Raw genomic sequence first — 20,787 nt, forward strand, 5'->3', positions numbered from 1 at the left:
CAGGTCGGGGCGGACCGGCCGGCGGTCACGTCGGTCAGCTCAGCCCATGTGCACGGTGGTGCCGGTCGGGATGTCCTCCTTGCGCACCTTCACCAGGAACACGGTGGCCAGACCGGCGAGCACGATCAGCACCGCACCCCAGGCGAACGCCACGCTGTAGCCCTGCACCAGCGCCTCGACCTGGTTGACCGGGTTCGGGGCCCGACCGACGAGGTACGTGGCGACCGCGCTGGTGTAGAGGGTGTTCAGCAACGCGGTGCCGAGCGAGCCACCGATCTGCTGGGTGGCGTTGAGCGTCGCGCTGGCCGCGCCGGCGTCGTGCTCCGGCACGCCGACCAGGGCCAGGCTGGACAGTGGGACGAAGGTGAAGCCCAGCCCCAGGCCCAGGACGACCTGGGCGGGCAGCAGGTGGGTGAGGAACGACGTGTTCACGTCGATCTGGGTCAGCACCAGCATGCCCACGGCGGCGAGCGCCGAACCGGCGACCATCAGCGGCTTGGCACCCAGTCGGGGCATCAGCTGGCTCGCGCCACCCGCGGCGATCAACACACCGGCGGTGACCGGCAGCGACGCCAGACCGGCCTCCAGGGGCTTGTACTGCAACACCACCTGGAAGTAGAAGGTCAGGAAGAGGAACGCCCCGAACAGGCCGGCGCCGATCAGCGTCGACGTGAGGAACGCCCCACCCCGGTTGCGGTCCAGGATGATCCGCAGCGGCAGCAGCGGGTGGCTGGAGCGCATCTCGATCACCACGAAGGCGGCGAGCAGCACCACGCCCGCGGCGATGAAGCCGAGCGTCGCGGTGGCGTCCCAGCCGTCCTCGGCGGCCTTGGTGAAGCCGTAGACCAGGGCGACCAGGCCCGCGGTGACCACGATCGCACCGGGTACGTCGTAGCGGGTGTTGCCGTGCGCCCGGCTCTCCGGCACCAGCGGGAGCGCGAAGGCGATGGCGATGGCGGCGACCGGGATGTTCACCAGGAGGCACCAGCGCCAGTCGGCGTACTCGGTGAGCACCCCGCCGAGCAGCAGACCGACCGCCGAGCCACCGCCGGCGATCGCGCCGTACACCGCGAACGCCTTGGCCCGCTCGGTGGCCTCGGTGAAGAGGACGGTGAGCAGCGCCAGCGCGGCCGGGGCGAGTAGCGCGCCGAACGCGCCCTGCAGCGCGCGGGCGGCGAAGAGCATCCCGCCGGTGCTGGCCAGGCCGCCCAGCGCGGAGGCGAGTGCGAAACCGGTCATGCCGACCAGGAAGGTGCGCTTGCGCCCCCAGTAGTCGGCGATCCGGCCGCCGAGCAGCAGCAGACCACCGAACGCCAGCGTGTAGGCGGTGACCACCCACTGCCGGTTCGCGTCGCTGATGCCCAGGTCGACCTGGGCCTGCGGCAGCGCGATGTTCACGATGGTGGCGTCCAGGACGACCATCAACTGCGAGACCGCGATGACCGCCAACGCGATCCAGCGCCGCGGGTGCGGCGCGCCTGTCGACGTCCCGGCGCCGGGGGCGCCGGGGGCGGTCGAGGTGGTTCCGGGCATGGTGGAGCCTTCCGTGTTGCGAGATGTCGGTGAGATCAGGCCTGGGACGGGCGGTCGTGCTGGTAGCGGAGAACCGGGATCAGCACCTGGTCGACGACCTGGCTGAGGAACGCGTCGTCGGCGGGTAGGCCGTGCGCGACGATGCGGGACATGGTGAGCGCGGGCGCCAGATCGTGGAACAACTCCCGTTCGCCGGCCTCCGGCGGGATCTCCCCCCGGGCGGCCGCGCGGACCAGGATGGCGGTGCTGGCCACCCGCCCGGCCGGGAGCACCTGGTGGCGCACCAACCGTTCCAGCTCGGGGTTGGTGCGCATGGCGAAGGTCAACGCCTGCATGAGGTCGCAGTCGGCGGCGCAGATCGCGACGGTGGCCCGGAGCAGCTCGATCAGGTCGCCGCGCAGCGAACCGGTGTCGGGCGGGTTGTGCACACCCACCTGCCGGTCCCGCAGGGCGGCGACGACCAGCTCGGCCTTCCCCTCCCAGCGCCGGTAGATGGTGGCCTTGCTGACGTGCGCGCGAGCGGCGACGGCGTCGATGGTCAGCCGGTCGTAACCGACCTCACGCAGCAGCGCGATGACGACGGCGAACAGGTCGGTCTCCGTGCAGCGCGGACCACGAGCCGCCGGCACCCCGGCACTCGTGCCCACCTGCTGACCACCCAGCATCCCCGACGACCCCCCCGCGAAACGATGTCGTACCGACACTAGTTCGCGGTCGCCCGAACATGCAGGCTTTCGTGAGTTGCGTCGCACCAGCCCGGCGAAACGATCACGTTTCGCCGGGCGCCGGTCATGCGGTCAGGAACTCAGCGCCACCTCCACCTTCGTGCGGGTGCCCCAGCCGGTGCGCCAGCAGGTGACGATGCCGTACCAGCGGATCGCCCGCAGCACGACCAGGGCGAACACCACCGCGACGGGCGTGAGGAGCCAGGTGCCCCACTGGTAGGCGGTCGACTGGTCCGATCGTCGCACCGTCAGGTAGCGCAGCGCCTGCCCATACCCGACGATCAACGGCACCGCCACCAGCCACGGAATGGCCCGCGGGTCGGGGTCGATGATCGGCGACAGGATCGCCACCGCCACGAACAGCACCGTCGCGACCACCGTGGCCGCCCAACGCAGCAGATGCAGCCACCACGCGATCGACCGTAACGACAGGTACCGGACCCGCCACCAGGTTCTGATGAAACTGCCGCGCATCCAGCGCAGGAACATCCGGCAGAAGTGCCCGGCGTTCTCCGGCATCAGGGAGAACGCGAACGCCGACGGCTGCTGCACCGTACGTCCCCGGACCATCGCGAAGAGGGTGAGGAGGGAGTCGTCGGAGAAGGGCACCCGCCGGCCGAAGAACGTCTCCGTCAGGTACGCACCGAGGTTGTCGCGGACCACGGCGGCCCGGTAGGCGGCGATCGGGCCCGAGTTCACCCAGACGCACCCGAACACCGACAACGACGACCGGTCGGTGAGCTGCCCGGTCACCAGCCACAGGTCGGTGAACCGGGTGAGGAAGCTGCTGCGGACGTTCGCGGCCATCACCACCCCGGCGACGGACTGCACCGCCGGGTCGGCGAAGGGCTTCAACAACTCCCGCAGGGCGTTCGGGTCCGAGATGGTGTCCGAGTCCACCGTCCAGTAGACGTCCGCTGCCGGTGTCGACCGCACCGCGGCGGCCTGGGCGTGCCGTTTCCCGGCGTTGGGTTGGATGTGCCAGGCGGCGATGATCCCGTGTACCGGAGCCACGTCGAGGAACCACCGCTTGACCGGCTGGTAGCCCTCGGTCAGCTTCGACCCGTCGTCCACCACGTAGATGGTGTCCGGCCTGCGGGTTTGGAAGATCATGGATTCGAGGCAGGCCCGCAGCGCGGCGGGATCCTCGTTGTACGCGGGCACGATGCCCACCACGTGCAGAGCGTCGAGGTGCCCCTGCATCCGGTCCGTGACCACGGCCGGCTTCTCCAGATAGGCGGTGCCGAGCTGCCAGATCAGCAGCAGGAACATGATGGCGTACGCGAAGGTGAACCGGTGACCGCCTCCGTCGAGGGCGCCGATCACGGCGAGGACGTGATGGGCGGTCCACGCCGCCGCGGCGGCCAGGACGACCGCCGCGGCGAACAGGACACGACCTCTGGTGACGCTCGCGGTCACTGGCCGACCGACTGCTGACGCCGGAACGTCATCCGGATCATCAGGAAGCCGACGAGGACGGCTGTCGCACCGGTGATCGCGATGGTCAGCGGAAGGGGGAGGGCGTAGCTGCCGATACCGGCGGCGCCGCCGATCGTGACAACGCCCATACCGGTACGGGGAAGGCTGCCACCGGACATGATGGATCTCCACTCTGTGCGGGATGGTGAGGCGGTCGCGGCGACCGGTGCGACGTCGGTGTGGCCCGGCCGCCGCAGCCCTGATCAGCGAATGTGACTGTGCGCAACGACGCGCTCACGTTCGCAAACATGACTGCCTCGGTCAATCTCGGAGGTCACGTGAACGGCCGTCCGACACGGCCCGACGCGCCACCTCGCTAACGGCGTGTCGAAGACGTTCCCACCGGGGCGACCTCGCCTGACCTGCGCTTTCGCCGCGTGCTCGGTGCGGGCGGCGCGGTGGGCCCGCGAACGACATGCTGTCGGGTAGACGTCAGGACCGCACGTCGTCGTCGATATACGGATGACGCATCGGGTTAACACCCGTCTCGGCTGGGGCGGTCAGCCGCCCGGCGCCAGGACCACCGGGACGGTCGTCGTGTTGATCCGGGAGCCGTCCTGCGCGGACACCTCGTACACCTCGATCGTGCCCTTCTGCTCCCGGGTCGTGCGCCAGCCGACGAGCACCCGGTAGCCGCCCCGGCAGCCGCTGCCGCAGCCGGCGGTGCCGAACCCGGTGGCCACCTCCCGGCCGGCGGAGTCCAGCACCCGGACGCTCACCGTCGCCTCGAACACGTCGGCCGTGCCGGTGACGACGAGGGGGGTGGTGACGCGTTCGCCGACGACCGGCCCGGTGACCACGATCGGCGGCAGCAGGTCCGCGTAGTCCGCCCGGTCGACCGGGGCCGCTCCGTCGAGGCGGACCCGGCGTACGGTGGGGAACTGGGTGAGCGTCCACACCACCTGAGCCTCGCGCAGCCGCCGCGTCGCGGGGTCGCCGGACGGGCCGCGCAGCGTCGCCGTGCCGTCGGTGATCCGGGTGACCTCGACGTCGGCCGCGACGAGGGTGCGCAGGCCGACGGCCGCCTCCGCCGCGCTCGGACCCCGGGCCAGCTCGGTCAGCGCCAGCCGGGACGTCGCCACGGTGGCCGGCCGGGACCGCCTGGTCGGCACGAGGTGCCCGGCGCGGACGAACCACAATTCGACCGTCACGCTGCCCCGGGCGGGGGTACTCGTCGGCGACGACGGGGTGGGCGTGGACGATCCCGGCGGGCCCGCCGGTGGGGTCGGCTCGGGACGCTGGGACGCTGCGGCGCTGGACGGCGCGACGCTCACCGGGGCCGTGGCCGCGCTGGGCGCCGGGCCGAGGGCGCCCGAGCGCGGGCTGCCACACCCGCCCCCGAGCAGGACGGCGACGAGCACCACCCCGGCGACGCCGCGCCGGTTCACACCGCACCGTCCGCCGGAAAGCCGCCCCCCGGAGCCCGCTGGTGGCCGTCGTCGATCGTCGGCCCGGTCGCCGGCAACTCCAACCGGAAACAGGCACCGGCGCCGGACCCGCTGCGGACGCTCAGCACCCCACCGAGCAGCACGGCGTGTTCCCGCGCGATGGCCAGCCCGAGCCCGCTGCTCGGTGCGGAGCGGGACCTGTCGACCTGGTGGAAACGGTCGAACACCCGGGACAGATGCTCCGCCGGGATGCCCGGCCCCTGGTCGGTGACCTCGAAGACGACGAGCGGGCCCGCCCCGACGACGGTGGCCCGGATCTCCCCACCGCCGTGCTCGACCGCGTTGGCGACCAGGTTGGCCAGCACCCGTTCCAACCGACGCCGGTCGGTGCGCAGGGTGACGGCGTCTCCGTCGACCAACACCCGATCCGACCAGCCACGCGCGGCGACGATCCCGTGCAGCAGCGCGGACGCGTCGACCGCCTCGACGGCCGGTCGCTCCCGTCCGGCGTCCAGCCGGGAGATCTCCATCAGGTCCTCGACCAGCCGCCGTAGCCTAACCACGTCCCCGACCAGCAGCCGCGCCGCCGGACGGGCGTCATCGGGCAGCTGGTCGAGGTGCTCCCGCAGCAGCGACGCCGCGGCCACCAACGCGGTCACCGGGGTACGCAACTCGTGCGCGACGTCGGCGGTGAACCGCCGCTCGCGCGCCTCGGCCGCCGACAGTGCCCCGATCTTCGACTCCAGCGCCTCGGCCATCTCGTTGAACGTCGCCGCCCAGACGCTGAACTCGTCGCGCCCGCGTACCGGCAGGCGGGTGGCGAGCAGGCCCTCGGTGAGCGCTCGGGCGGCCCGGCTGGCCCGACCCACCGGCTCCAACGTGCGACGGGCCAGCGCGTGACCGACCCCGGCGGCCAGCAGCACCACGAGCACCCAGCCCGCCACCAGGGCGTTGCGCAGTTGACCCAGGTCGGTGGCGACGTCGTCCTCCACCGTGAGGACGTACAGCTCGGCGGTCGAGCCCGGAATGCGCCCGCCGACCACCAGCAGCCGGGGACGTTCCGCCGGGTCGGAGCGCTGGAAGCCGAGCTGTCCACCCGCGACGGTGGCCCGTAGCCCGGTGCCCAGCTCCGGGACGTACGCGGGGTGCGAGGGGCGCACCGGGCCGTCGACGAGCACCACGTGCCGGCCGCCGGCCTCGAAGCTGGCGAGCAGGTCGGCGCTGCGCTGCTCGGTCAGTGGGAGGAACTGCCCGGCGAGGACGAGTTGGTAGCGGGCGTCGGCAGCGGCCTCCCGCAACGACGCGTCCCACCAGGACTGCCGCAGCAGCAGCCCGGTCCCACCGGCGAGCAGCCCCGCCGAGACCCCGGCGACCAGGACGAACGCGATGGTCAGCCGGCGCCGCAGGCGGCCCGGGGGCACCGCGCGTCCGGCCATCGCCGTCCCTCCCGTCAACCCGCCGACAACTTGTAGCCGGCACCCCGCACGGTCTGGACCAGCCGTGGCTGCGCCGGGTCCTCCTCGACCTTGGCGCGGAGCCGTTGCACCGCCACGTCGACGAGTCGGGAGTCGCCCAGGAAGTCGTGGTTCCAGACCAGGTGCAGCAGCAACTCCCGGGTGAAGACCTGGCCTGGTCGACGGGCCAGCTCCAGCAACAGGCGGAACTCGGTGGTGGTCAGCGGCACCTCCCGGCCGTGTCGGCGGACCACGAAGCCGCCCGGGTCGATCTCCAGCCCGCCGACCTCGATGAGCGTCGACGGGACGGGCGCGCTCACCCGACGCAGCACCGAACGGACCCGGGCCACCAACTCGGGCAGGTCGAAGGGCTTACGCAGGTAGTCGTCCGCGCCGCACTCCAACCCGACCACCACGTCGATGGTGTCCGTCCGCGCCGTCACCATCAGGATCGGCACCTGACTCGTACGCCGGATCTCCCGGCAGACCTCCAGACCGTCGAGGGCCGGCAGCATGACGTCGAGCACGATCAGGTCGACGGGGTGGGCCCGCCAAACCGCCAGGGCCTGCCGCCCGTCGACGGCGCTGTCGACCCGGAAGCCCGCGCGGCGCAGCCCGAGGACGGTGGCCTCCCGGATGGAGGCGTCGTCCTCGACCACCAGCACGCGGCCTTCCATCACCTGACTGTAGACCCGTCGCCACGCTACGCAGCCTGCCGAAACGGCTGATCCCAGAGACCAGGCAGCCGCTCCGCGAAGCACCGTCCAACCGCTACGGTCAGGTGATTTCGGCACCCCTCGATCAGTTCACACGAAAGGGCACGACGTGCAACGTCATGGCTGCGTGATCCGACTCCGCCCGGACCAGCGGGAAACCTACCTGCGGCTGCACGCCGAGGTCTGGCCGAGCGTCGAGCAGACGCTGCGCGACGCCAACTTCCGCAACTACACCATCTTCCTGCACGGCGACATGCTCTTCGGCTACTACGAGTACGTCGGTGACGACTACGAGGCCGACCTGCGGTTCATCGCCGCCGACCCGCAGACGCAGGAGTGGTGGAAGCTGACCGACCCGTGTCAGGAGTCGATCGCCGAGCCCGGCTCAGGGGACTGGTGGGCTCCGATGCGCGAGGTCTGGCACCTGACCGACGAGGCCCAGCCCTCCGCGTGACCCCGTCGATCATGGAGTTGTGGTGACCGTTGTGGGATCCGGTGGCCGGTATGTCGCCACCACAACTCCATGATCGACGAGGTGGGGTGGGTGGGGGTGTCGTCCAATTGACATGTGGTTCGGTGCTGCCGTCCTACGCTGTGAATGTCGAAAGTGGACGCCGGTGGTTCTGCTGGACACCGGACGGCCGTGGCGTCGGGGGGCGACGGTGAGCGACCGGGTGAGCGATGGTGCCGCCAGGCCCGAGGGTGGGCCGACAGCGCGGCGCGGCACCCGTGTCGGGGTGGCTGTCACGCTCGCGCTGCTGGCGGTTCCGCTGCTGCCGATCCTGAGCCTGTCGGGCCTGTCGTTCGTCGTGTCCCTGGCCCCGTCCGAGCCCTGCCGGCCGCCCTTCGTGGAGGATCAGTCGGACTGCGGGCCGGAGCCGTCGGCCGTCATGCCGGCCGCGGTGCTGGCGGGCGGCTACGCCATCGTGGCCTTCGTGTTGGCGCTCAGAGCCGACCTGCCGTCCTGGGTGCGGATCGGTGCCCTGTGCCTGGCACCGCTGGCCGCCGTCCCCCTCCTGTTGACGCTGTTCGTCTAGAGCCTGGGCTGATCGCCCTCGCCTCCGGTCACCACTGGTGCGCGACGTCGAGCACGATCCGGCCGTGCGTACCCGGCCCGGCCAGCACGAGCACGCGGAACGGCAGCCGCGCCCGAACTCCCACCGCGAAGGTGCTGTAACCCTCGAAGCTGCCGCCGAAGACGACGTCCCGCAGCGTCGAGTAGCGCAGCGGGTTCGCGACGTGTTCGCCGACCGCGTAGGGCACGGTGCCCTGGTGCGCGTCGTCGTACGCCGGGGCCCGCAGCGAGACCCGTAGCAGCGCGCCACCGGCGGTGTACGGCGACAGCGCCAACCCCTCGCCCTCGGTCCAGGTCTCGCCGTAGCCGACGGCGTACCCGTCGACCGGCCCGGCGAACTCGAACACGACCCGGTCGTAGCAGTCGTGCCGGCCGGTCCGTACCTCGGTCAACGGGGCGTCGCTCAGCGTCCCGGCCGACTTCTCCGCGCTGCCCCAGGTGATCCCGCAGTAGGCCGCCGCGCTCGAACCCGCCGCGCTCGAACCCGCCGTGCTGATGCCCGCCGTGCTGATGCCCGCCGTGCTGGTGCTCGCCGTGCTGCTGCCGGCGCCGGCGACCAGTCCGGCGAGGACGACCGCCGCCACTGTCAGTGCGCTGGTGATCCTCATCGTGATCCCTCCGTTCGGTCCTCGGGGTCACGTCGCGGCGGAGTTGCCGGTGACCCTCTGCCGCCACCGTCGTCCGTCCTCGGCACGGGCGCTTCGCCGCGGCGTAACCGCCGGGTAACAGCCGTCGTCCGGGCCGGTATGACGCTTCCGCTATGACACTCGCCGCTCACGCACGGCCTAGCATCGACACAGATCAATGACCGGTGACCGTTGGTCGCCGGATGACCGCAGGGGAGTGCATGATGTTCCGACGACGACTGCGACTCGTGGCGCTGGCCATGCTCGCGGCGATCCTGGCGGCAGCCGGGGTGCAGCTCAGCACCGGCGCGCCGGCCGCCGCCGTCCGGACCGTCTACTACGACGCGAGCCGGACCGGCGAGTTCCGCACCAACTTCGACCAGGCCGCGCAGATCTGGAACAGTCGGGTCGGCAACGTCCGGTTGCTGGCCGGCACCCCGGCCAGCATCACCATCTACGTCGACGACGGCTGGCCCCGGGCGCAGCCGACCGGCCTCGGCTCCGGGCGGATCTGGATGGGCCGCACGGCCGTCAACCAGGGGTACGACCGCAACCGCATCGCCGCCCACGAGATCGGTCACATCCTGGGCCTGCCGGACCGGCGCACCGGCCTCTGCTCCGACCTGATGTCCGGCAGCAGCGCACCGGTCTCCTGCCGCAACGCGAACCCCAGCTCCGCCGAGGCGAGCCGGGTGAACTCGCTGTTCGCCGGCAGCCTGGCCGCGCCGGCCGGCACCACGTACACCTGGACCGGCAGCTCCGACGTCGAGCCCCTGGTGGTCGGCGGCCGTCCGGCCTCGGAGAACTACCCCTTCATGGTGTACGTCTCCGGTTGCACCGGCACCCTGATCAAGGCCAACTGGGCGGTCACCGCCAAGCACTGCTCGACACCGTCCTCGGTGCGGGTGGGAAGCATCAACCGCACCAGCGGCGGCAGCGTGGTGCGGGTGACCCGCGCGGTCAACCACCCCAGTGTCGACGTCAAACTGCTGCAACTGGCCAGCTCGGTCACCTACGCCCCGGCCCCGATCCCGAGCACCTCCGGCGCGGTCGGCACGGCCACCCGGATCATCGGTTGGGGCCAGACCTGCGCGCCCCGGGGCTGCGGCTCCGCCCCGACGGTCGCCAACGAGCTGGACACGTCCATCGTGGCCGACAGCAGGTGCTCCGGCATCAACGGCCCGTACGAGATCTGCACCAACAACACCAACGGCGACTCCGGCGCCTGCTACGGCGACTCCGGCGGCCCGCAGGTGCGGCGCGTCAACGGGGTGTGGAACCTGATCGGCGCGACCAGCCGGGCCGGCAACAACAACTCCACCTGCGCCACCGGCCCGTCCATCTACGTCGACCTGCCCTCGATCCGTTCGTGGATCTCCACCCAGGTCGGCGGCCTGCCGGTCTGACCACAGAAGACACCGAGGCGGGGACGCGCAACACGTCCCCGCCTCGGGTGTGGCAGGGTCACCCAGCCGATCCCACGATGCGATACGGTGCCTGGCACATCGACACACCGGAGGTGGCCGTCGTGCCTGCCGTCGTCGCCCTCGTGCTGACCCTCGCGCTCGCGCCCGCACCGTCGCCGTCTGCCACCTCGGGCCCGGTCGGTGACCTCCTCGGTGGCGTCGGCCGGATCGTCGACGACCTGCTCGACGGCGACCGCCCGCCGAGCGTCACCCCGACCCCGCCGACCCCGCCGTCCACGTCGGGCCCACCGCCGACCACCCCCCGACCCAGCTCCGCGGTGCCCGCCGCGACCACCCCGGCCGGGGTGTCGTCGGCCGGTGCCCCACCTCCGGCGGCACCCGCCGCACCCGCCCGGCCCGGCGGTGACCGGAGTACGGGCAGCCGCGAGGCCCCGCTGCCCGTACGCGACGCCGACGCCCCCGCTCCGATCGGCGCGCCGCCGGCCGACTCCGACAGCGGCAGGTGGCCGCCCGTGTCGTACCTGCTGCTCCTGGGTGTCCTGGTGGTGCTGGGGCTGCTGGTCCTGCGCCGCCGCGCCCCGAGCCCCGCAGCCGCGCCGGTGCCCGCCCCGACCCCCGCTCCCACTCCCGACCCCGGTCCCGCCCCGGACAACGTCAGCCGCCTGCCGACCAGCCTGAACGCCGTGTACGAGCTGGGTCGGCTGGACGAGCGGATGGAGCAGGATCGAGGCCGCCGCAGCTGAGGCGGGATCGACGTCAGCCCTCGGAGTAGGCGCCCTCGCGACGCGGGATCTCGTCGTCGTACGCCCCGACCGGTCCGCTGTAGCGGACCTTGCCCTGCGGGTACGGCCAGGCGTTGGCGGTGCAGCCGTGCAGGCCCAGCGTCTGCTGCTGCATCACCGGCGCGGGTCGGCCCCGCCGGGGGCACCGTTCGTGCCCGAACCCGAGCTTGTGCCCCACCTCGTGGTTGACCATGTACTCCCGGTACGTGGTCAGGTCGGCCCCGTACCCGGGCACCCCCTTGACCCAACGCGCCACGTTGAGCACCACCCGGCCGCCGTTGCGGCACGAGGTGTATCCCTCCGGCACGTCCTGGCAGAGGGTGTCACGGGTGCCGGGGGTCGCCAGGTAGATGGTGAAGTCGGTCGGGTCGTCGGCTCCCACCCGGCGCAGTCGCCATGCCCCGGCGGCCGTCCAACCTCGCGGGTCGTTCAGGGTCGCGGTGACCTCCGTGGCGATGTCCTTCACCGGCAGCCCTCGGATGTCGCGCTCGACGGCGACCCGGTACCTCATCAGCGTGCCCCGGCCGGTCCGCGCCGGTGCCGTCTCGGCGGACGCCGTCACCCAGCGGTTCCCACCGGAGGCGGGATAGCTGACCGGCACGACCGGCAGGGAACTGGGCACCACGGCGGCGACCTCGGTCGGCCCGTCGGTGGTGACCGGCGCGAGGTTCCCGTCCGGCGACGGTCCGGCGGCGACGGGACCGTTCGCAGGCCGCCCGGCGGTCGGCAGTCCGCATCCGGTGAGCAGCGCCACCGCCAGCAGCAGCGTCGCCGAGGCGGAACGCCATCGGTGGGTAACCTTCGTCGACATGTCTCTCCCCTCGCGCAGCGCTCGGCGGCGGCGCGGAGGAGAAGACGGGTGACCGTGGCGAAAAGTTGATGTGACCCACCGCTCAACCTTTCACCGACCTGACCCGTCCATAGCGGTGTGGCACGGGGAGGTTCACGGGTGGCGCGGGGTGACGCGGAGTTCGTCGAGTTCGCGCGGGCGGCGTCCGCGCGACTCGTGCACGCCGCGTTCCTGATGACCGGTGACCACCACCAGGCCGAGGACGCCGCGCAGACCGCCCTGGCCCGCACCTACGCGTCGTGGTCGCGGGTCCACGACGACGACGCCTACGGGTACGCCCGCCGCACCCTGGTCAACCACCTGGTGGACGGGTGGCGGCGGCCGATGCGGGAGTATGCGACCGACGAGGTGCCGGAGCAGCGCCGCGCGGACGTGGCCGACTTGGTCACCACCCGACGCTGGCTGATCAGCATCCTCGGTGCGCTCAGCCCCCGGGAGCGGGCCATCGTCGTGCTGCGCTACTACTTCGACCTACCGGAGGCGCAGGTGGCCCGGGAACTCGCCGTATCCGTGGGCACCGTCAAGAGCACCAGCTCGCGGGCCCTGGAGAAACTACGCGCCGCCGCCCCGCGGCACGCCGACGAGGAGGCGCGCCGATGAACGAGCTGGATCAGCTCCGCCACGCCATGCGGGCGACCGAGCGCCCCGACGCCGTCCTCGACCTGGCCGCCGTGATGCGTGACGGTCGACGGTTGCGTACCCGTCGGCGGGTTGCCGGAGCCGGGGCGGCGACGCTCGCGGCCGGGCTGGCCGCCGTCGTCGTCGTGGTGGCGGTGGACGCGCGGACCGAGGGGCCGCCGACGGCCGATCGTCGCCCGCCGGTCGCCGTCGCCCCGTCACCGGCCGGTGTCTCGCCGTCGGCGCGGTCGTTGGAGCCCACCCCGCCGCCGACGGCAGGCGACGTGCCGTCGCCGAAGCCGCTGGGTCAGGTGATCGACAGCAAGCTGCGGCACGGTGTCGACCAGCGGGTGTTCTACGTCGTGCGGGTTTCCGTGCCGGGCGAGCCGAAGATCACCATCGGGCTGGCCGCCGGTCGCCGCCTCTCGAACGGCATGCTGACCACCGACATCCTGGTCAACGACGTGGAGGGGGCCGACCGTAGCCCCGGTTTCCACCAGATCGGCTACGACGAGCGTTCGTCGATGAACCCGGTGCCGACCTTCGGTTACTTCGTCGGCCCCGCCCACCGCATCATCGGCACCGTGGACGGGCGGCAGGTCGACGCGCGGCTGTCCCGGTGGAGTGTCGACAAGCAGGTGGTGATCTTCTGGTTCGAGCCCACCGCGTTGAGCCCGGGGGAGCGGCTCGACGGCATCATCGCCCGCGATGCCGCCGGCGGGCGGCTCTGACGCCGACGGCCGGTCGCCCCGTCGATCAGGCCGGGTCGTCCAGCCGGCGTTCGATGGTCACCGTCGTCCCCTCGACGGTGGACACCAGCCGCACGTCGCCGTAGGCGTTCATCAGCAGTGCGCCGCGGCCCCGGTCCATCGCCGGTCGCCGGTCTCGCCAGGTGCCGAAGTCGCGCACCGAGATCCGGACCAGACCCCCACCCACCTGGACCCGTACCCGCACCTCCGGACGGCTGGGCCGTTGTGCGTGCTCGACGGCGTTGTTCACCGCCTCGGACGCGGCCAGCAGCAGATCCTCCAACACGTCCGGGTCGACGGCGAGGTCGCCCAGCGTCCGTCGGACGTCCGCGCGCATCGCCGCCGCCGACGTGGGTGCGGACGGATACGTCCAGCCGGCGTCCAGGAGGTCGCCTACGCCGTCCCGGTCGGCCGTGGCGTCCCGCCCGGACGTGTCGACGTCCGGCTTCCCGGCGGCGACGCCATCCTCCGGCCCCCCGACCTCGGCCGTCGGTCCCCCGACCTCGGCCGTCGGCTCTTCGACCGTCGTGACCGCGCCGGCCGGTGCCGGAGCGGCGTCGCCCGTCCCCGTGCCGGACCTGTCGTCGCGGTCGCGGGCCCGCCGGAGGGCGGCCCGGATCCGGGCGATCAGCTCGGTCGCGGCGAACGGCTTCACCAGGTAGTCGTCGGCGCCCAGACTCAGGCCCTCCACGCTGGCCTCCCCGCCGGCACGGGCGGACAGCACCAACACCGGCAGCGACCGGGTCGCCGGGTCCGCGCGTAGTCGGCGCAGCAGGTCGAAACCGTCCAGCACCGGCATCATCACGTCGGTGAGGAGCAGGTCGGGCCGGTCGCGGTGGACCTCGTCGAGGGCCTGCCGTCCGTCGGTGACGGCCCGTACCCGCCAGCCCTGCCCGGTCAGCAGTCGGCTGAGGTACGCGCGCATGTCGGTGTTGTCGTCGGCGACCAGGATTCGCGCGCCGGCCAGCTCGTCCACGGCCCGCCCGGAGGCGTTCCCGGGCTCGGTCGGGCTGTCGGTGGCCTCGGCGAGCCAGCCGGCCGCCTCCTCGACGGCGGCGCGGGCCGCGTCACCCCGCCGGTCCACCGGCGGGTCGGTCACCGTGCTGCGGTGTGTCGCCGACCAGGGCAACGCCACGGTGAAGGTGCTGCCGACACCCACCCGGCTGGTGACCCGGACCTCGCCGCCCTCCAGCCGGGCCAACTCGTGCACCAGGGCCAGGCCGATGCCGGTGCCCTCGTGGCTGCGCGCCCGAGCGCCCCGCACCCGGTGGAAGCGTTCGAACAGTTTCGGCAGGTCCTGCTCGGCGATGCCGATGCCGGTGTCGGCGACGGTGAGGCGGATCTCCTCGTCGTCGGCGTCCAGGCTGACCCGGATCCGGCCGATGAACGTGTACTTCAGGGCGTTGGACAGCAGATTGGTGACGACGCGCTCCCAGTTGATCGGGTCGATCGTGACCGGCCGGGGCAGCGGAGGGCAGCTGACCTCCAGGGTCAACCCGGCCCGCTCGACGGCGGCCCGGAACACGCCGGCCAGCTCCGCGGTGAGCGCGGCCAGGTCGACCGTCCGGGCGTCGCTGCGCGCGCGACCGGCCTCCAGGCTGGAGAAGGTGAGCAGGCTGTTGACGAGGGTCAGCAGTCGGGTGGCGTTGCGCCACGCGGTCTCGACCCGCTCCCGCTGGACGGGGGGCAGGGGCGCGGTGGCGTCGGTGAGGGCGTCGGCCAGTGGGCCGAGCATCAGGGTCAACGGGGTACGGAACTCGTGGCTGACGTTGGCGAAGAAGTCGGTCTTCACCCGGTCCAGTTCGGCCAACGCCTCGATCCGACGCCGTTCCTCCTCGTGCTCCTGGGCGGTGCGCAACGCCAGGGACGCCTGTTGCGCCAGGAGTTGGTGGAACGACAGGTACGCCTCGTCGAGCCGTCGGCTGGGGCTGACCCCGGAGAGCAGGACGCCGAGCGGGTGGTCCTCGTCGCCGGAGGGCAGCGGTAGCGCCAACGCGGTGTGGACCGGGTCGTCCCACGCGCCGGCGGGCAGGGGCATCCGGTCGGCGACGTCGGGCACCTGGGTCGGACGCCCCTCGGCGGCCTCCGGCAATCCCCAGGCGTGGGCGACCGGGCCCGGGTCGACCAGGTCGACGGTGTCCGGTAGCGCCTTCTGGTCGGCACCGGTGCCGGCGACGAGCCGCAGCGACGCGCCGTCGCGCAGGTAGATGGTGGCGAACGGGACGTCCAGCGGGTGCGCGCCGATCGCGTCGACCAGCCGGGCTCCGGTGGCGTCCACGTCGACTGTGCGACCGTCACCGAGAACGGACAGGTCGCGCAGCAGCCGCAGCCGACGTTCGCCGACCACCTGCTCGGTGACCTCGCTGCAGACCGTGAACACGCCGACGGTGCGGCCGTCGTCGTCGCGGGCCGGGGCGTGCGAGACGCTGAAGTACGCCTCCTCGCGGTACCCGGCCCGCTCCAGCAGCAGCCGCAGGGCGGGGACCCAGCTGGCCACCCCGGTCGTCATGGCCTGCTGGATCAGCGGGGCGAGCACGTCCCAGCCCTCGGCCAGGGTCACCCGCACGTCGTTGCCGAGCGCGTCGGGGTGCTTGTCGCCGATCAGCGTGGAGTAGGCGTCGTTGTAGAGCTGGGAGAACTCCTCGCCCCAGAGCAGCAGCATGGGGTAGCGGGAGGAGAGGACCAGCCGGACCGCGGCCCGCAGGCTCTGCGGCCACCCGTCGACCGCGCCGAGCGGCGTGCGGGCCCAGTCCAGCTCGGCCATCAGCCGACCGGTGTCGCCGCCGCCGCTGAACAGGTCGGTGCTGGGTCGTGTCACGCTCGACCCGGCTTCATCGCAAGCCCCCGTTCCGGGCCCGACGACCCCTGCTGGCGTTACCTACCCATCCTGGCACCTCTACTCACCTGTGCCGACGCCGGTACCCACCGTCGAACCGACCGTGGTTCGGGACGAACGACCGATGCTCCACGTATCGACATCTGTAATTGTCTCGGGTATCCCTCCAACCCCCGAGGAGCCCCCATGAGAGGCAGAACGCTGAGCGCGGGAGCCGCGCTCGCCGTGTTCGCCGGGATGACGGTGACGCTGGCCACCCAGCCGGTGGCCGCGTCGCCCACTACCGCGACGACGATGGTCAGGCCGATCGCCGCCCCCGTCGCCGCGCTGGCCGCACCGGACATTTCGGTCAGCAACGTCCAAGCCCACCTCACCCAGTTCAACACCATCGCCACCAACAACGGCGGTAACCGGCGAGCCGGATCGGCCGGCTACACGGCCTCGCTCACCTACGTCAAGACCAGGCTCCAGGCGGCCGGCTACACGGTCAGCGAGCAGTACTGCTCCAGTTGCCGGTACCCGTCGAACAACCTGATCGCGGAGTGGCCCGGCGGCCCGGCCGACCAGGTGGTCATGTTCGGCGCCCACCTGGACGGCGTCTCGGCCGGCCCCGGCATCAACGACAACGCCACCGGCTCGGCCACCCTGCTGGAGAACGCGCTGGTCCTGGCCGCGCAGAACCCGACGATGACGAAGAAGGTCCGGTTCGCCTGGTGGACCGACGAGGAGCAGGGGCTCAACGGCTCCCGGTTCTACGTCAACTCGCTCAACACCACCCAGCGCGGCTACATCAAGGGCTACTACAACTTCGACATGGTCGGCTCGGTGAACGGCGGCTACTTCATCAACCGGGTCACCTCGACCACGGCGGCGCCGCTGAAGGCGTACTGGGACTCGTTGGGTCTGCAACCCGAGGAGAACGTCGAGGGTCAGGGCCGCTCCGACGACTACTACTTCCAGCAGGCCGGCATCCCCACCTCCGGCTACGCCGCGGGCGCCAGCGCCCGCAAGACCAGCGCCCAGGCGGCCAAGTGGGGCGGCACCGCCAACTCGGCGTACGACCCGTGCTACCACCGGTCCTGCGACACCACGGCCAACGTCAGCGCCACGGTGCTGAACCGGGCGGCCGACGGTGTCGCGTACGCGCTGTGGCAACTCGCCGTCGGTGGCGGCACCCCCACCTGCACCGGCGGTCAGGTGATCGGGAACGGTGGCTTCGAGACCGGCAGCACACCGTGGACCGCGTCCTCCGGGGTGATCACCAATTCCAGCAGTCAACCGGCCCGGACCGGGTCGTACAAGGCGTGGCTGGGCGGCAACGGCACCACCCGCACCGAGAGCCTCACGCAGTCGGTGACGCTGCCGGCCGGCTGCGCCGGCTACACGCTGTCGTTCTGGCTGCACATCGACACCGCCGAGACCACCGGCTCCACGGCGTACGACCGGCTGACCGTGCAGATGGGCTCCACCACGCTGGCGACGTACTCGAATCTGAACGCGGCCGCCGGTTACACCCAGCGCGCCTTCAACGTGGCCGGGTTCGCCGGTCAGACGGTGACGCTGCGGTTCACCGGCACCGAGGACTCGTCGCTGCAGACCAGCTTCGTGGTCGACGACGTGGCGTTGCAGGCGAGCTGATGAGGCGGGCCGCCGCCGGAGGCCCGGCGGCGGCCCGTCGCGTCGTGGGTCAGGGGAGCTGCGGGTAGAGCGCCGCCACGCCGCCGGGGAACCCGGCCTGCACCCGCCTGCTGACGTCGTCGGCGAGGATCTCGTACGCGTCGGCCTCGATGCCGTCCACGGTGAGCCGGGCGACCGTCGCCGGGTCGGACTTCGGGCCGGTGATGTCGGCGGCCATGTCGGTGTCCAGGTAACCGACGTGCAGGCCCGCGACCCGGACGCCCCGCTCGGCGAGCTGGAGGCGCAGCGCGTTGGTCATCGCCCACTCGGCGGACTTCGCGGCACCGTAGGCGGCGTGCATCGGGAAGTTCACCCAGGACAGCACGGAGAGCACGTTGAGGATCGTCCCGCCGCCGTTGCCGGCGATCACCGGCGCGAACGCGCGGACCGTCGACAGGGTGCCGATGTAGTGGGTCTCCAGCTCCAGCCGGACGCGGTCCAGGTCGCCGTCGAGGAGGTCGGTCCGGGTGTCGATGCCCGCGTTGTTGACCAGCAGGTTCACGCCGCCGGCCAGCTCGGCGGCGGCCGCCACCGAGGCGGGGTCGGTGATGTCCAGGCGAACCGGCGTCACGCCCGGTAGGTCGACGCTGTCGGGGTTGCGGGCGCCCGCGTAGACGGTGGCGCCGCGGGCGAGGAGCTCGGCGGCCAGGTGGCGGCCGAGGCCACGGTTGGCGCCGGTGACGAGGGCGGTGCTTCCGGAGATCTTCATGGGCGTCACGCTATCCCACCTGACTTCTGTCAACCAAAGTCAGCTATGTCACACGGGCGACCCGCTCGATCGGGAATGCGACCCGGACGCGGCAGCACCCCGCCCGGTGACGGCTCGTATCCTGTCCGCGAAACCCCGCACGAGCCGAGATGGGAGACGGTGTGAGCAACCAGGCCGAAACGTTGGAGTTCCAGGCCGAGGCGCGTCAGCTCCTCCAGTTGGTGGTCCACTCGATCTATTCGAACAAGGACGTCTTCCTGCGGGAACTCATCTCCAACGCCTCCGACGCCCTGGACAAGCTGCGACTCGCCACGCTCGTCGACAAGGACCTCGTCGCCGACACCGACGACCTGCACGTGACGCTCGAGGTCGACAGGGACGCCCGTACCCTCACCGTGCGGGACAACGGCATCGGGATGACCCGCGACGAGGTCGTCGCGCTGATCGGCACCATCGCCAAGTCGGGCACCGCCGAGCTGCTGCGCCAACTACGCGAGTCCGCCGACGCCCGCGCCTCGCAGGACCTGATCGGTCAGTTCGGCGTCGGCTTCTACGCCGCGTTCATGGTCGCCGACCGGGTCACCCTGGTCACCCGCAAGGCCGGCGAGACCGGCGGCACCCGCTGGGAGTCCACCGGCGAGGGCACGTACACCATCGAGGCGGTCGACGAGGCGCCGCAGGGCACCGCCGTGACCCTGCACCTCAAGCCGGCCGACACCGAGGACAACCTGCACGACTACACCGCCGAGTGGACCGTCCGCGACATCGTCAAGCGATACTCCGACTTCATCGCCTGGCCCATCCGGATGACGGTCGAGCGCCCCGGCGCCGACGGTGAGCCCGCCACCAGCGAGGTGCAGACCCTCAACTCGATGAAGGCGCTCTGGGCGCGGCCCCGCGACGAGGTCGACGCCGCCGAGTACAACGAGTTCTACAAGCACGTCAGCCACGACTGGGCCGACCCGCTCGAGGTCGTGCACATGAAGGGCGAGGGCACCTTCGAGTACGAGGCGCTGCTGTTCCTGCCCAGCCACGCCCCACTGGACCTGTTCTCCCCGCAGGGCCGCCGAGGCGTCCAGCTCTACGTCAAGCGCGTCTTCATCATGGACGACTGCGAGGCGCTCGTCCCGACCTACCTGCGCTTCGTCAAGGGCGTGGTCGACGCGCACGACCTGTCGCTGAACATCTCCCGGGAGATCCTCCAGCAGGACCGGCAGATCCAGATCGTCCGCCGCCGCCTGGTCAAGAAGATCCTCGCCACGGTGAAGGACCTGAAGGCCAACCACGCCGAGCGCTACCGCACCTTCTGGACCGAGTTCGGCGCGGTCGTCAAGGAAGGGCTGATCGACGACACCGACAACCGCGACACCCTGCTGGAACTCCTCTCCGTCGCCTCCACCCACGACGCGACCGAGCCCACCGACCTGGCCGGTTACGTCTCGCGGATGAAGGACGGCCAGAGCGACATCTGGTACGCCACCGGCGAGTCCCGGGCCGCCATCGAGAACTCGCCGCACCTGGAGGCGTTCCGGGCCAAGGGTCACGAGGTGCTGCTCCTGACCGACCAGGTCGACGAGGTGTGGGTCGAGCGGGTCGGCGCGTATGACGGCAAGCCCCTGCGCTCCATCGCCAAGGGCGAGATCGACCTGGACACCGACGAGGAGAAGCAGCAGGCCGAGGCCGAGCGTGAGCAGCAGCGGCAGGAGTTCGCCAACCTGCTCGACTGGCTGGGCACGACGCTGACCGACAGCGTCCGGGAGGTGCGGCTGTCGTCCCGACTGACCACCTCACCGGCCTGCGTCGTCGGCGACGCCCACGACCTCACGCCGACGCTGGAGAAGATGTACCGCGCGATGGGGCACGAGGTGCCCCCGACCAAGCGGATCCTGGAGATCAACCCCGGTCACCCGCTGGTCTCCGGGCTGCGCAAGGCCCACGAGCAGGGGAGCGACCCGGCAGCGCTGACCGAGACCGCGGAGCTGCTCTACGGTCTGGCGGTGCTCGCCGAGGGCGGTGAGCTGACCGACCCGGCCCGCTTCACCCGCACGCTCGCCGACCGGCTGGCGCGCACCCTGTAGACGGTCGACCGTCTGGCCAGCGGGCCACCCGATCAGGGGCCCGCCGGCCGGTTCGGCGTACGACG

Annotated in this window: 19 protein-coding genes; 8 read left to right on the top strand and 11 right to left on the bottom strand. The window is 71.9% G+C overall.

Going from position 1 to position 20,787, the window contains the following annotated elements; translation table 11 throughout:
- Window positions 1-39: 39 nt before the first annotated feature.
- From O7616_RS18970 to O7616_RS19000, 7 genes are all read right to left on the bottom strand, one after another.
- Window positions 40-1,533, bottom strand: a complete 1,494-nt coding sequence (locus O7616_RS18970; protein WP_282303234.1) for an MFS transporter — start codon at window positions 1,531-1,533, stop codon at window positions 40-42.
- Window positions 1,534-1,568: 35 nt separating this feature from the next.
- Window positions 1,569-2,198 carry a TetR/AcrR family transcriptional regulator gene (locus tag O7616_RS18975; protein ID WP_282303235.1) on the bottom strand — a complete coding sequence of 210 codons (630 nt, stop codon included), beginning with the start codon at window positions 2,196-2,198 and terminating at the stop codon, window positions 1,569-1,571.
- Window positions 2,199-2,330: 132 nt separating this feature from the next.
- Window positions 2,331-3,677, bottom strand: a complete 1,347-nt coding sequence (locus O7616_RS18980) for a glycosyltransferase (protein ID WP_282303236.1) — start codon at window positions 3,675-3,677, stop codon at window positions 2,331-2,333.
- Window positions 3,674-3,856: a hypothetical protein gene (locus O7616_RS18985; RefSeq protein ID WP_282259983.1), complete on the bottom strand. Its 183-nt coding sequence runs from the start codon at window positions 3,854-3,856 to the stop codon at window positions 3,674-3,676. Before O7616_RS18985 ends, O7616_RS18980 begins: the two co-directional genes overlap by 4 nt.
- Window positions 3,857-4,237: 381 nt before the next feature.
- Window positions 4,238-5,125: a Gmad2 immunoglobulin-like domain-containing protein gene (locus O7616_RS18990; protein WP_282303237.1), complete on the bottom strand. Its 888-nt coding sequence runs from the start codon at window positions 5,123-5,125 to the stop codon at window positions 4,238-4,240.
- Window positions 5,122-6,561 (bottom strand): HAMP domain-containing sensor histidine kinase, encoded by a 1,440-nt coding sequence (locus tag O7616_RS18995; RefSeq protein WP_282303238.1) that lies wholly within the window; start codon window positions 6,559-6,561, stop codon window positions 5,122-5,124. Before O7616_RS18995 ends, O7616_RS18990 begins: the two co-directional genes overlap by 4 nt.
- Before the next feature lie 14 nt (window positions 6,562-6,575).
- A complete protein-coding gene (locus O7616_RS19000; protein WP_282303239.1) occupies window positions 6,576-7,256 on the bottom strand; it encodes a response regulator transcription factor in 681 nt (226 codons plus the stop codon).
- 166 nt (window positions 7,257-7,422) lie between these two features.
- Between O7616_RS19000 and O7616_RS19005 the strand changes: the two genes are divergently transcribed.
- Both O7616_RS19005 and O7616_RS19010 read left to right on the top strand, forming a co-directional pair.
- Window positions 7,423-7,749, top strand: a complete 327-nt coding sequence (locus tag O7616_RS19005; RefSeq protein WP_282303240.1) for an L-rhamnose mutarotase — start codon at window positions 7,423-7,425, stop codon at window positions 7,747-7,749.
- Window positions 7,750-8,032: 283 nt separating this feature from the next.
- Window positions 8,033-8,332 carry a hypothetical protein gene (locus O7616_RS19010; protein WP_282303241.1) on the top strand — a complete coding sequence of 100 codons (300 nt, stop codon included), beginning with the start codon at window positions 8,033-8,035 and terminating at the stop codon, window positions 8,330-8,332.
- Between the two features lie 28 nt (window positions 8,333-8,360).
- On the opposite strand, the gene O7616_RS19015 is transcribed toward O7616_RS19010, so the two are convergent.
- Complete coding sequence (locus tag O7616_RS19015; RefSeq protein ID WP_282303242.1) at window positions 8,361-8,978, bottom strand: hypothetical protein; 618 nt, start codon at window positions 8,976-8,978, stop codon at window positions 8,361-8,363.
- A 242-nt stretch (window positions 8,979-9,220) separates the two neighbouring features.
- On the opposite strand from O7616_RS19015, the gene O7616_RS19020 reads away from it, so the two are divergent.
- Together O7616_RS19020 and O7616_RS19025 are read left to right on the top strand one after the other, a co-directional pair.
- On the top strand, window positions 9,221-10,402 hold the full coding sequence (locus O7616_RS19020) for a snapalysin family zinc-dependent metalloprotease (RefSeq protein WP_282303243.1): 1,182 nt from the start codon (window positions 9,221-9,223) through the stop codon (window positions 10,400-10,402).
- A 77-nt stretch (window positions 10,403-10,479) separates the two neighbouring features.
- On the top strand, window positions 10,480-11,166 hold the full coding sequence (locus O7616_RS19025) for a hypothetical protein (protein ID WP_282303244.1): 687 nt from the start codon (window positions 10,480-10,482) through the stop codon (window positions 11,164-11,166).
- 13 nt (window positions 11,167-11,179) lie between these two features.
- Here the strand turns inward: O7616_RS19025 and O7616_RS19030 are convergent, their stop codons facing one another.
- Entirely contained in the window at window positions 11,180-12,016 is an 837-nt protein-coding gene (locus O7616_RS19030; protein WP_282303245.1) for a DUF3152 domain-containing protein, read from the bottom strand.
- A gap of 138 nt (window positions 12,017-12,154) precedes the next feature.
- Between O7616_RS19030 and O7616_RS19035 the strand changes: the two genes are divergently transcribed.
- Window positions 12,155-12,655, top strand: coding sequence for a SigE family RNA polymerase sigma factor (locus tag O7616_RS19035; protein ID WP_282303246.1), 501 nt, complete (start codon window positions 12,155-12,157; stop codon window positions 12,653-12,655).
- Window positions 12,652-13,404, top strand: a complete 753-nt coding sequence (locus O7616_RS19040) for a hypothetical protein (RefSeq protein WP_282303247.1) — start codon at window positions 12,652-12,654, stop codon at window positions 13,402-13,404. Before O7616_RS19035 ends, O7616_RS19040 begins: the two co-directional genes overlap by 4 nt.
- A 25-nt stretch (window positions 13,405-13,429) precedes the next feature.
- Here the strand turns inward: O7616_RS19040 and O7616_RS19045 are convergent, their stop codons facing one another.
- Window positions 13,430-16,240 carry an ATP-binding protein gene (locus tag O7616_RS19045; RefSeq protein WP_282303248.1) on the bottom strand — a complete coding sequence of 937 codons (2,811 nt, stop codon included), beginning with the start codon at window positions 16,238-16,240 and terminating at the stop codon, window positions 13,430-13,432.
- 204 nt (window positions 16,241-16,444) lie between these two features.
- Between O7616_RS19045 and O7616_RS19050 the strand changes: the two genes are divergently transcribed.
- Window positions 16,445-17,896, top strand: coding sequence for a M28 family peptidase (locus tag O7616_RS19050; RefSeq protein WP_282303249.1), 1,452 nt, complete (start codon window positions 16,445-16,447; stop codon window positions 17,894-17,896).
- A 49-nt stretch (window positions 17,897-17,945) separates the two neighbouring features.
- Here the strand turns inward: O7616_RS19050 and O7616_RS19055 are convergent, their stop codons facing one another.
- The gene (locus tag O7616_RS19055) at window positions 17,946-18,644 is read right to left on the bottom strand and encodes an SDR family oxidoreductase (protein WP_282303250.1); all 699 of its coding nucleotides are present in this window, start codon (window positions 18,642-18,644) and stop codon (window positions 17,946-17,948) included.
- Window positions 18,645-18,793: 149 nt separating this feature from the next.
- On the opposite strand from O7616_RS19055, the gene htpG reads away from it, so the two are divergent.
- Entirely contained in the window at window positions 18,794-20,722 is a 1,929-nt protein-coding gene (htpG, locus tag O7616_RS19060; protein WP_282303251.1) for a molecular chaperone HtpG, read from the top strand.
- The last annotated feature ends 65 nt before the right edge of the window (window positions 20,723-20,787 follow it).

It is taken from the genome of Micromonospora sp. WMMD964 (assembly GCF_029581455.1).
Taxonomy (GTDB): Bacteria; Actinomycetota; Actinomycetes; order Mycobacteriales; family Micromonosporaceae; genus Micromonospora.